Below are 12,035 nucleotides of genomic sequence, written 5' to 3'. Positions count from 1 at the left end.
TAAAATTTATTTGACTCGAATGACTTGGAGAAAATGATGTTATGACACCGATTTATCATATTTTAGGCTCGGATATTCCGCACCATAATCAGCGTGTTTTAACGTTTTTTCAACAAGAGCTTTTACCTACTTTGCCGGCTTCTTCTCATTATTTTTATGTAGTGGGTGGGAAGACGATAAAATCTGCTTTTCCTAATTTAGAGATAACATTCTTTTCCTCCCAAAAAATGATAGTTAAAGCGATAATTGCAAAAAATCAGCAAAATCCGACCGCTTGTTTTATCTTACACGGGCAGTTTAATGTATGGATTTGGCTTGCTATTGCGTTAGGTAAGCTACCTGCAGAAAATATCATCTGGCATATTTGGGGAGCGGATTTATATGAGGTCTCTGCTTCTTGGAAATTTAGGTTATTCTATCCAATTAGGCGGTTTGCTCAACGTAAGTTAAAGCAGGTTTGGGCGACAAGAGGGGACCTGGATTATTTCTGGCGAAATATAAGATCAAGATCGGAACAAGATCGGTTAATCTATTTTGCAACGAAATTGCCAGATCGACGTAGCGTGCAGACAGTTAAAAATGGTCAATTAACTATTTTATTAGGCAATTCAGGCGATCCTTCTAATAATCATATTCAAGCAATAAAGGAAATCCAGCAGCGTTTGGGCAACAACGTACGAATTATTGTGCCAATGGGCTATCCGGCAAATAATGAATGCTATATTCAGCAAGTGGAAGCAGAGGGCAAGCGGTTATTTTCTGCTGAAAATTTGCAAATTCTGCGAGAGAAATTAGAGTTTGATGAATATCTTTTATTGCTTTCACAATGCGATCTCGGCTATTTTAACTTTGAACGCCAGCAAGGCATCGGAACGATTTGTTTGTTGATCCAACAGAATATCCCCTGCGTGCTGCACCCGAATAATCCGTTTGGTTTGGACATGCAAGCCGAGCAAGTGCCTTATCTGTTGGCGGAGAATATGACATTTTCAAAAATTCAAGCTGCCAAACAACAATTAGGTGATATGAATAAAAACAACATTGCGTTTTTTCCTCAAACTTATCTGAAATTATGGCAAACACAATTAACTGAATTGATACATAATGAATAATTTACTGTTTCTTGGCGGATTTTACCTCGTTTCCGTAGGGCTATTTTTAACCGTACTTTATCGGCTTTATCAGAAATCGGGCTTTACTTTCCATTTACTGTTCAGTTTGATCTATTTTATTACCTTTTATTCGGGTTTTCCGTTTTCGCTCGCAATGGTATTAGGTTTTGGTTACCCACTCCCAAACATTGAACATCAATGGTTGGTGTTTATGACAAGTGGAGTGGGCTATTTCATTTATTTTGTCGTTTATTCTTACTGCTGCCGTTTTCCACTGCCGTTTGAGCCAAAATCTGTAAATTTTCAGGCAAAAATAACCGCTTGTATGTTGGCGTTAGTTGCCATTTCAACGTTATTTTACTTCCTTTATTTAAACGGTTTTCTCTTCTTTAAACTAGAAAAATATAGCCAGCTGTTCGCCAAAGATTGGGTCGTGCTTTCAGCATTAAAACGTTTTTTCTACTTTTTATTGCCGTCTCTGCTGATTTTCTTCTTCTTATATAAGAACAAAAAAGCGTGGTGGGCGGTGTTGATTATCGGCGGATTATTTGGTTTGTTAACTTATTTCGCCGTAGGTGGTACAAGGGCAAATTTAGCATTAGCGGTGGCATTTTTCTTGCTGATTGGCTTGCAGCAAAAGTATCTTTCACTATCCACTGTAGTTTGGCTAGGGTTAAGCGGTGTAATCGCAATGTTTTTCCTCGCTCTCGCTCGCTATAAATTGAATCTTTCTGCCAGTGAAACCATCTACACCTTCTTATATTTAAGTCGAGATACATTTTCGCCTTGGGAAAATCTCGCTCGCTTATTATCTTCCGATGTGGAATATCAAGGCTTAATGCCGATTGTGCGGGATTTCTATGTCTATATTCCTCAATCTGTTTGGCAAGAACGCCCCGATATTGCGTGGAATACGGCAAATTATTTCACTAAAGTGATTTTGAGTAACCATTCAGGCTTAGCTATTTCGCCCACGTTATTAGGCTCTTTCTATATTATGGGCGGATTTGGAGCGATTGTAGTTGGAATGGTGATTGTGGCAATTTTGATTAAACTGCTCGATAATTTTTTTGCTTACGGAAAAGCAACCAATTCTGCATTAATTCAGGCTTACTGTTTCGGCAATCTGTTTAACTTGATTGTATTAGTACGAGAGGGAATAGACGCCTTTGTCTCCCGCTTCCTCTTTTTTACGATTGTTTCTGCCCTTTGTTGGCTATTAGCGAAGTTAATAGGTGGAAAACGCGATGGCAGATAAAGTGATTATTCGAGGCATTGAGCTACAAGCGGTCAAAAATCTGGAAATTTTTGCAAATTTCTTAATGGATGAGCAGGGCATTCAACAAGGGAGGCTGATTGCCATTAATGCGGAAAAAGTGATTAATGCAGAAAAAAATCCGAAGTTACGCCAAGTGATTGATGAGGCTGAATTTAACTATGCAGATGGGATCAGCATTGTTCAGTCGATAAAAAAGAAATATTCCAATATGGAAATAGAAAGAATTGCAGGAGCAGATTTATGGGAAGAACTAATGCAAAAAGCAGGGGAGTTGAATGTGCCTGTTTTTTTAGTGGGTAGCACTTCTGAGAATTTAAAGTTAGTTGAAACTAAGTTAGCGAAATGGAATGTTAATATTGTTGGCACGCATCACGGCTATTTTAATGCCGAAGATGAACACTCTCTTATTACCCAAATTGAGCAAAGTGGAGCGAAATTTATCAGTGTTGCAATGGGAACGCCAAAACAAGAGCTATTTATTCAAAGAGTCTATAATGAATATCCGCAGGCTCTATATATGGGGGTAGGAGGGACTTACGATGTTTTTACCGGAAAGCAAAAAAGGGCCCCTAAAATCTGGCAAAACTTAGGACTGGAATGGTTGTATCGCTTATTACGTGAGCCTACACGTTGGCAAAGACAACTTAATTTGCTTAGATATGCTTATTATTATGTAACGAATCAGCTCTAAAAATCAGCATGCTTGCTATTTATTACACGTTTTGAATAAAATAAAAACAAACAAGATGTTTTTTTTAATTTTTTTGAAAAAGTGCTAGACAAGGGAAATAGAAATCTATAATATACGCCTCCGTTGCGACGCACTAAGTAAAGCGATGTAAATCGAAGCGTTCGTAGCTCAGTTGGATAGAGCGTTGGCCTCCGGAGCCAAAGGTCGCAAGTTCGAATCTTGTCGAGCGCGCCAGTTGCTAACGCAGCACTATCAACCCTATGGTGGCTATAGCTCAGTTGGTAGAGCCCTGGATTGTGATTCCAGTTGTCGTGGGTTCGAATCCCATTAGCCACCCCATTTAAATATACTCTTATGAGTAACTGACGGCGAGTAGCGCAGCTTGGTAGCGCAACTGGTTTGGGACCAGTGGGTCGTAGGTTCAAATCCTATCTCGCCGACCAATTTTATTATTTTCGTTCTTTAACAATTTATCAGACAATCTGTGTGGGCACTTGTTGATTGACTTGATTTTAAAAATATTTTTAAAACTTGAAGTCTTAATAGGTGCTAACTAGAAATTCATTTAACTTTTTTAAGTTTTCTTATTAAAGTGTGATTTTATGTCAGCAGTATTGAGCGATTAAACTTTTTGAATTGAAGAGTTTGATCATGGCTCAGATTGAACGCTGGCGGCAGGCTTAACACATGCAAGTCGAACGGTAACAGGGAGAAGCTTGCTTCTTTGCTGACGAGTGGCGGACGGGTGAGTAATGCTTGGGAATCTGGCTTATGGAGGGGGATAACTACTGGAAACGGTAGCTAATACCGCGTAATGTCTTTGGACTAAAGGGTGGGACTTTCGGGCCACCTGCCATAAGATGAGCCCAAGTGGGATTAGCTAGTTGGTGAGGTAAAGGCTCACCAAGGCGACGATCTCTAGCTGGTCTGAGAGGATGACCAGCCACACTGGAACTGAGACACGGTCCAGACTCCTACGGGAGGCAGCAGTGGGGAATATTGCACAATGGGGGGAACCCTGATGCAGCCATGCCGCGTGAATGAAGAAGGCCTTCGGGTTGTAAAGTTCTTTCGGTAGCGAGGAAGGCAGACTTGTTAATAGCAAGTTTGATTGACGTTAACTACAGAAGAAGCACCGGCTAACTCCGTGCCAGCAGCCGCGGTAATACGGGGGGTGCAAGCGTTAATCGGAATAACTGGGCGTAAAGGGCACGCAGGCGGACTTTTAAGTGAGATGTGAAAGCCCCGGGCTTAACCTGGGAATTGCATTTCAGACTGGGAGTCTAGAGTACTTTAGGGAGGGGTAGAATTCCACGTGTAGCGGTGAAATGCGTAGAGATGTGGAGGAATACCGAAGGCGAAGGCAGCCCCTTGGGAATGTACTGACGCTCATGTGCGAAAGCGTGGGGAGCAAACAGGATTAGATACCCTGGTAGTCCACGCCGTAAACGCTGTCGATTTGGGGATTGGGCTTTAAGCTTGGTGCCCGTAGCTAACGTGATAAATCGACCGCCTGGGGAGTACGGCCGCAAGGTTAAAACTCAAATGAATTGACGGGGGCCCGCACAAGCGGTGGAGCATGTGGTTTAATTCGATGCAACGCGAAGAACCTTACCTACTCTTGACATCCAGAGAATCTTGTAGAGATACGAGAGTGCCTTCGGGAACTCTGAGACAGGTGCTGCATGGCTGTCGTCAGCTCGTGTTGTGAAATGTTGGGTTAAGTCCCGCAACGAGCGCAACCCTTATCCTTTGTTGCCAGCGATTAGGTCGGGAACTCAAAGGAGACTGCCGGTGATAAACCGGAGGAAGGTGGGGATGACGTCAAGTCATCATGGCCCTTACGAGTAGGGCTACACACGTGCTACAATGGCGTATACAGAGGGCAGCGACCCAGCGATGGTGAGCGAATCTCACAAAGTACGTCTAAGTCCGGATTGGAGTCTGCAACTCGACTCCATGAAGTCGGAATCGCTAGTAATCGCAAATCAGAATGTTGCGGTGAATACGTTCCCGGGCCTTGTACACACCGCCCGTCACACCATGGGAGTGGGTTGTACCAGAAGTAGATAGCTTAACCTTCGGGGGGGCGTTTACCACGGTATGATTCATGACTGGGGTGAAGTCGTAACAAGGTAACCGTAGGGGAACCTGCGGTTGGATCACCTCCTTACCAAAAATCAAGAAGCGAGAGCTTGAAATGACAGCAAGTGTTCACACAGATTGTTTGATAGAAAGTAGAATAACGGAAACATCCTTTTGGGTCTGTAGCTCAGGTGGTTAGAGCGCACCCCTGATAAGGGTGAGGTCGGTGGTTCAAGTCCACTCAGACCCACCACTCGATTGAGCAAGTGAGCGAAAGTGAACGAGCGAATGCTGAGTGAAAACTGAAAGGAAGGTTATGATGTACGGGGATATAGCTCAGCTGGGAGAGCGCCTGCCTTGCACGCAGGAGGTCAGCGGTTCGATCCCGCTTATCTCCACCAATCATCATACCTAAGATGACAAGCGGTTAAAAACAGTAACTTTTTTGCCATTTTAGGTATGATGATAGTCGAAAGATATCGTCTTTGTTCTTTAAAAATTTAGAAACAAGCTGAAAAACTGAGAGATTTTCGAAAGAAAGTCTGAGTAGTTAAAAAATCTTAGCTGAACAAAGGCAGCTAAGTGTTTAGTTGAATAATATCGCTTCAAATCAATTCGTTTGACTTGTTTAAATGAAAATATTTGAGGTTGTATAGTTAAGTGACTAAGCGCACAAGGTGGATGCCTTGGCAATCAGAGGCGATGAAGGACGTGCTAATCTGCGAAAAGCTTGGATGAGTCGATAAGAGGCGTTTAATCCAAGATGTCCGAATGGGGAAACCCAGTAGGTGAAGAACCTACTATCATTTACTGAATCCATAGGTAAATGAGGCAAACCGGGAGAACTGAAACATCTAAGTACCCCGAGGAAAAGAAATCAACCGAGATTTCGTTAGTAGCGGCGAGCGAACGCGAAAGAGCCAGTTAGTGATAGCGGATTTATTAGAGGAATGAGCTGGGAAGCTCAATCGTAGAGGGTGATAATCCCGTACTCGAAAATATTTCCGTGGTACTAGGCTAACAACAAGTAGGGCGGGACACGTGATATCCTGTTTGAAGATGGGGGGACCATCCTCCAAGGCTAAATACTCCTGATTGACCGATAGTGAACCAGTACTGTGAAGGAAAGGCGAAAAGAACCCCGGCGAGGGGAGTGAAATAGAACCTGAAACCTTGTGCGTACAAGCAGTGGGAGCAGATTTATTCTGTGACTGCGTACCTTTTGTATAATGGGTCAGCGACTTATATTTTGTAGCAAGGTTAACCGAATAGGGGAGCCGTAGGGAAACCGAGTCTTAACTGGGCGTGTAGTTGCAAGGTATAGACCCGAAACCCGGTGATCTAGCCATGGGCAGGTTGAAGATTGGGTAACACTAATTGGAGGACCGAACCGACTAATGTTGAAAAATTAGCGGATGACTTGTGGCTGGGGGTGAAAGGCCAATCAAACCGGGAGATAGCTGGTTCTCCCCGAAATCTATTTAGGTAGAGCCTTATGTGAATACCTTCGGGGGTAGAGCACTGTTTCGGCTAGGGGTCCATCCCGGATTACCAACCCGATGCAAACTGCGAATACCGAAGAGTAATGCATAGGAGACACACGGTGGGTGCTAACGTCCATCGTGGAGAGGGAAACAACCCAGACCGCCAGCTAAGGTCCCAAAGTACTAGTTAAGTGGGAAACGAAGTGGGAAGGCTTAGACAGCTAGGATGTTGGCTTAGAAGCAGCCATCATTTAAAGAAAGCGTAATAGCTCACTAGTCGAGTCGGCCTGCGCGGAAGATGTAACGGGGCTAAAACTAGTCACCGAAGCTGCGGCATCAGTGGTAACACTGTTGGGTAGGGGAGCGTTCTGTAAGCGGATGAAGGTGAGTCGAGAGGCTTGCTGGACGTATCAGAAGTGCGAATGCTGACATAAGTAACGATAAAACGAGTGAAAAACTCGTTCGCCGGAAGACCAAGGGTTCCTGTCCAACGTTAATCGGGGCAGGGTGAGTCGGCCCCTAAGGCGAGGCTGAAAAGCGTAGTCGATGGGAAACGGGTTAATATTCCCGTACTTGGTGTAATTGCGATGTGGGGACGGAGAAGGTTAGGTTATCAGGGTGTTGGATATCCCTGTTTAAGTTGGTAGGTGGAGTGTTTAGGCAAATCCGGACACTTATTAACACCGAGAGATGATGACGAGGCTCTACGGAGCTGAAGTAACCGATACCACGCTTCCAGGAAAAGCCACTAAGCTTCAGATTACACTAAACCGTACTATAAACCGACACAGGTGGTCAGGTAGAGAATACTCAGGCGCTTGAGAGAACTCGGGTGAAGGAACTAGGCAAAATAGCACCGTAACTTCGGGAGAAGGTGCGCCGGCGTAGATTGTAGTGACTTGCTCACGAAGGTTGAACCGGTCGAAGATACCAGCTGGCTGCAACTGTTTATTAAAAACACAGCACTCTGCAAACACGAAAGTGGACGTATAGGGTGTGATGCCTGCCCGGTGCTGGAAGGTTAATTGATGGTGTTATCGCAAGAGAAGCTCCTGATCGAAGCCCCAGTAAACGGCGGCCGTAACTATAACGGTCCTAAGGTAGCGAAATTCCTTGTCGGGTAAGTTCCGACCTGCACGAATGGCATAATGATGGCCAGGCTGTCTCCACCCGAGACTCAGTGAAATTGAAATCGCCGTGAAGATGCGGTGTACCCGCGGCTAGACGGAAAGACCCCGTGAACCTTTACTATAGCTTGACACTGAACATTGAATTTTGATGTGTAGGATAGGTGGGAGCCTTTGAAGATGACACGCCAGTGTTGTTGGAGGCGTCCTTGAAATACCACCCTTTAACGTTTGATGTTCTAACGAAGTACTCGGAACGAGTACTCGGACAGTGTCTGGTGGGTAGTTTGACTGGGGCGGTCTCCTCCCAAAGAGTAACGGAGGAGCACGAAGGTTTGCTAATGACGGTCGGACATCGTCAGGTTAGTGCAATGGTAGAAGCAAGCTTAACTGCGAGACAGACAAGTCGAGCAGGTGCGAAAGCAGGTCATAGTGATCCGGTGGTTCTGAATGGAAGGGCCATCGCTCAACGGATAAAAGGTACTCCGGGGATAACAGGCTGATACCGCCCAAGAGTTCATATCGACGGCGGTGTTTGGCACCTCGATGTCGGCTCATCACATCCTGGGGCTGAAGTAGGTCCCAAGGGTATGGCTGTTCGCCATTTAAAGTGGTACGCGAGCTGGGTTTAGAACGTCGTGAGACAGTTCGGTCCCTATCTGCCGTGGGCGTTGGAGAATTGGTTGGGGCTGCTCCTAGTACGAGAGGACCGGAGTGGACGCACCGCTGGTGTTTCGGTTGTGTCGCCAGACGCATTGCCGAGTAGCTATGTGCGGAAGAGATAAGTGCTGAAAGCATCTAAGCACGAAACTTGCCAAGAGATGAGTTCTCCCAGTCTATAAGACTGTAAGGGTTGTTGGAGACTACGACGTAGATAGGCGTGGTGTGTAAGCGTTGCGAGACGTTGAGCTAACACGTACTAATTGCCCGAGAGGCTTAACTATACAACGCTCAAGTGTTTTTATGAGAAAGAAGAAAACACAAGTGGAGAAACTAAACGCATAAAGAAAAAAATACACTCAGAATAATCAGCTTGTTTTTGAATTTTGACCCAATTATCCCGATGACCATAGTGCTGTGGTTCTACCTGATTCCATACCGAACTCAGAAGTAAAACGCAGTAACGTCGATGGTAGTGTGGTGATTCGCCATGTGAGAGTAGAGCATCATCGGGTTTTACTGAATAGATAGAAGAAAATAGATAACGAAGAATAGATACAGAAAGCGCCCCTAAGTAGAGATACTTAGGGGTTTTTTGTATTTATCATTTATCGAAAGATAAGATGCAAAAAATTGAAGTAATATGACCGCTTGTTAGCAGGAGAAAGTTGCACAAGCGGTCGATTTTCGGGGAAAGTTACAGCTCGTTTTAGCTCCATTCAAGTGTATAGGGCTTAATGCCAATCTCTTTACTATTAAGACAGTCCTGTAAATCTCTAACATTATTAACAATATTTTCAGTAATTAGGTTGGCTTGTTTAATTTTTTCTTCGGTAATATTAGGATCTTTTTCATTAAATAAAATTGCATTTAACAACCTTTCTGCGTGCATACCTTCTCGGCAGTAATGTAAAACACCAACATCATTAAATGCAGTAGCTACTGAGGCGATTTGTGTAGTGGCTATGCCTAATGCACCATCTTCTCCGCCTAATTCTCTAAAGATCTGATGATGTGGAAATCCACCGCAAGTTAAGAAAAATGAACGGCGAAACACTACATTTCCTCCACAGGTCATTCGCATATGTTGCCAAGCTAAATTAAAATTTGGGTGAGAGCTATAGCGTTCATCTAAGTTAATTGGTTTTAATGCAAGGCGAACTAAAGCTGTTTCAGGTTTGAATTCAAAAATCTTTTCGGCTACTTGTAATGCTCCATTTTCGTAAGCGTCATCTGCATCTAAAAAGGCAATTAAAGCCGCTTCACTTTGCAAGGCCCCCCAGTTGCGTGCTTTCGCCACACCGCTATTTTGAGGCATTTGTTCCACCCTAATTTTATCGGGTACTCGAGCTTGTAAGTGTTTAGCTAAAGCAAGCGTATTATCCGTTGAGCCATCATCAATAAGCCATAGTAGATTTAACTCTGGTTGATTCAATGCACTTTGAACGGCTCGAACAAGTGTGGTTTCAGCGTTATAGCAAGGAATAATGACATCAATCATATAAATTCTGCTCCTTGTTGGGTTACTCTTAAAATAGAAGCGTAATTTTCTTTCCAGTCGCCCAATACAATGCGTGTAAATCCATTATGCTGATGAATTGCTTGGCGATGCGTATGTCCGTGTATAAGTTGAGTTGTGTTGAATTTTTCGACAATTTGAGCGGTAAATTTGGCATTTACGTCCATAATTTCAGCGGATTTATCACGTTTTTCTTGTTTACTTTTGGAGCGAATCTTCTCTGCAATACGAATTCGCCAAGACAGTGGAAACATCAAGAAGATAGCTTGTCGCCATTTTTGGTGGACTTTTTTACGGAATTGCTGGTATTTCACATCGTCAGTACAAAGCGTATCGCCGTGACAAAGTAATGTAGATGTGCCAAATAAATTAATGACGTGATAATCAGGTAAAATAACCATACCTGTTTGTTCGCTGAAACGCTTTCCAATTAAAAAATCACGATTTCCGCAAATAAAATAGCATTTTGTACCGCTTGCAGTGAGCGTTTTAATTGCATTTTTGACGGTTGAAATAAGCTCAGACTCTTCATCATCACCAATCCAGAAATCAAACAGATCGCCTAATATATAAACCGCTTCTGCAAGCGGTGCTTTTTCTTGCATAAATTGCAAAAAGAGATGGGTTATTTCGGGTTGCTCTTCGTTTAAGTGCAGATCAGCAATAAAATAGTAAGTCATTTGATATGTGTAATAAAAAGAAAACGGTTCAATTTTTTACAAAATCGAACCGTTTGTCAAAGGTTTAATTGGCTTAATCTTTAAAGATACCGCGAATAAATTGTACCGAGAGGAAGAACAAGAATGCTAATACAGCATACAATACATAGCTCATAATTGGTTTGCTCACGGTTTCTGCTTCAGCTAATGGCTTGATAGAAACAATATTTCTGAACTCATTTAACCAGTTAATTCGCCAGCCGTAATATTTGATTTGCACGCGTTGTTTTTCATTTGCATAAGCTTGTGCTTTTGCTTGAATATCAGCTGAACCAAATTTGAAATAAGGTGGTAAGCCCCAACCTGTATCTTCATTACGGTAAACCATCACTTTTTTGGTTTCAGGATCTTCAGTAAAGAGGAAGTAAACATCACGCACTTGGCCATCAGCAGGGTTCGCTTTACTGATAACGCCATCTTTATCCATTCGGCGAACTTCCATTCCTGTTACTAGCGTTTCTTCATAGCTTGGCATTGCGTAATTAACTGCTCCGCCTAACACAATAAAAAAGGCAAGTGAGACTAAAATTAGAAAATATTTGAGCATAGTTCTCATATTTTGTTCCTTATAATTGAATTTTAAATAAGTTTTGCACATTTTCGGTTGTAATGCGAGCAAATTCTTCTGTTGAAACTCCTTTTAATGTCGCAACATATTCACAAGTTTCTCTCACATAAGCGGGCTGATTTGGCTTTCCTCGATAAGGAATTGGGGCTAAGTAAGGCGAATCAGTTTCTACCAATAAACGATCTAATGGGACTTTTCGCACCACATCTCGTAATTCTTCCGCATTGCGAAACGTGATAATGCCCGAAATTGAAATATAAAAGCCAATATCTAAGGCTCGTTTTGCCATTGTCCAATCTTCGGTAAAGCAGTGCAAAACACCGCCACATTTTTCTGCGTTGTTTTGTTCTAGCATATCCATAGTATCTTGGCGTGCCGAGCGAGAATGAATAATGAGGGGCTTATTCAGTTTATTTGCAATATCAATTTGTTGAACGAAAAGGGATTGCTGTAATGCTTTAGTTTCTGGTGTGTAGTGATAATCCAATCCTGTTTCGCCAATGGCAACCACTTTTGGGTCTTGAGCAAATTCAAAGAGTTTATCGTAATCAAAGGGTTCATCTTCCACATTTAATGGATGAACACCGCAAGAAAGTGAGACATCATTGCGATGAGAAGTTAAATTTTTCATTGCCTCAAAACGCCCAATAGTAGTACAAACAGAAATGAAGTGATGAACACCACGAGCTTTCGCATTTTCAATCACTTCATCGATATTTTTATGCTTGGTTTCGTAGTCTAAAGAGTCTAAATGACAGTGGGAATCTATAATAAATAAGTCTTTCATTTTT

At 42.9% G+C, this 12,035-nt stretch carries 7 protein-coding genes, 5 tRNA genes and 3 rRNA genes; 11 read left to right on the top strand and 4 right to left on the bottom strand.

The window, feature by feature from the left end; genetic code table 11:
• The first annotated feature begins 41 nt into the window (after positions 1-41).
• From A6B40_RS05535 to rrf, 11 genes are all read left to right on the top strand, one after another.
• Positions 42-1,112: a TDP-N-acetylfucosamine:lipid II N-acetylfucosaminyltransferase family protein gene (locus tag A6B40_RS05535; protein ID WP_176671796.1), complete on the top strand. Its 1,071-nt coding sequence runs from the start codon at positions 42-44 to the stop codon at positions 1,110-1,112.
• Positions 1,105-2,370: a WzyE family oligosaccharide polymerase gene (locus tag A6B40_RS05530; protein ID WP_176671795.1), complete on the top strand. Its 1,266-nt coding sequence runs from the start codon at positions 1,105-1,107 to the stop codon at positions 2,368-2,370. The genes A6B40_RS05535 and A6B40_RS05530 overlap by 8 nt, the downstream gene beginning before the upstream one ends.
• A complete protein-coding gene (wecG, locus tag A6B40_RS05525; RefSeq protein ID WP_176671794.1) occupies positions 2,360-3,082 on the top strand; it encodes a lipopolysaccharide N-acetylmannosaminouronosyltransferase in 723 nt (240 codons plus the stop codon). The genes A6B40_RS05530 and wecG overlap by 11 nt, the downstream gene beginning before the upstream one ends.
• Before the next feature lie 157 nt (positions 3,083-3,239).
• A tRNA-Arg gene (locus A6B40_RS05520) sits at positions 3,240-3,316 on the top strand.
• Positions 3,317-3,345: 29 nt separating this feature from the next.
• Positions 3,346-3,421 (top strand) — tRNA-His (locus tag A6B40_RS05515).
• Between the two features lie 27 nt (positions 3,422-3,448).
• Positions 3,449-3,525, top strand: a tRNA-Pro gene (locus A6B40_RS05510).
• A gap of 190 nt (positions 3,526-3,715) precedes the next feature.
• Positions 3,716-5,255: ribosomal RNA gene (locus A6B40_RS05505) — 16S ribosomal RNA — on the top strand.
• 88 nt (positions 5,256-5,343) lie between these two features.
• Positions 5,344-5,420 (top strand) — tRNA-Ile (locus A6B40_RS05500).
• A gap of 72 nt (positions 5,421-5,492) precedes the next feature.
• Positions 5,493-5,568: transfer RNA gene (locus A6B40_RS05495), tRNA-Ala, on the top strand.
• Between the two features lie 253 nt (positions 5,569-5,821).
• Positions 5,822-8,722, top strand: a 23S ribosomal RNA gene (locus tag A6B40_RS05490).
• A 115-nt stretch (positions 8,723-8,837) separates the two neighbouring features.
• Positions 8,838-8,953 (top strand): 5S ribosomal RNA (gene rrf, locus A6B40_RS05485).
• The 16S, 23S and 5S rRNA genes sit together here with 5 tRNA genes alongside, the layout of an rRNA operon.
• A gap of 194 nt (positions 8,954-9,147) precedes the next feature.
• On the opposite strand, the gene A6B40_RS05480 is transcribed toward rrf, so the two are convergent.
• From A6B40_RS05480 to A6B40_RS05465, 4 genes are all read right to left on the bottom strand, one after another.
• Positions 9,148-9,939, bottom strand: a complete 792-nt coding sequence (locus tag A6B40_RS05480) for a glycosyltransferase family 2 protein (RefSeq protein ID WP_176671793.1) — start codon at positions 9,937-9,939, stop codon at positions 9,148-9,150.
• Positions 9,936-10,637 carry a UDP-2,3-diacylglucosamine diphosphatase gene (lpxH, locus tag A6B40_RS05475; protein WP_176671792.1) on the bottom strand — a complete coding sequence of 234 codons (702 nt, stop codon included), beginning with the start codon at positions 10,635-10,637 and terminating at the stop codon, positions 9,936-9,938. The genes A6B40_RS05480 and lpxH overlap by 4 nt, the downstream gene beginning before the upstream one ends.
• 73 nt (positions 10,638-10,710) lie before the next feature.
• Entirely contained in the window at positions 10,711-11,232 is a 522-nt protein-coding gene (locus A6B40_RS05470) for a DUF1523 family protein (protein WP_025248293.1), read from the bottom strand.
• Between the two features lie 10 nt (positions 11,233-11,242).
• Positions 11,243-12,031 carry a TatD family hydrolase gene (locus tag A6B40_RS05465; protein ID WP_176671791.1) on the bottom strand — a complete coding sequence of 263 codons (789 nt, stop codon included), beginning with the start codon at positions 12,029-12,031 and terminating at the stop codon, positions 11,243-11,245.
• Between the last annotated feature and the right edge of the window lie 4 nt (positions 12,032-12,035).

This window comes from Mannheimia varigena (assembly GCF_013377235.1).
GTDB classification, from domain to species: Bacteria; Pseudomonadota; Gammaproteobacteria; order Enterobacterales; family Pasteurellaceae; genus Mannheimia; species Mannheimia varigena.
This window is presented reverse-complemented; position numbering and strand designations above follow the sequence as displayed.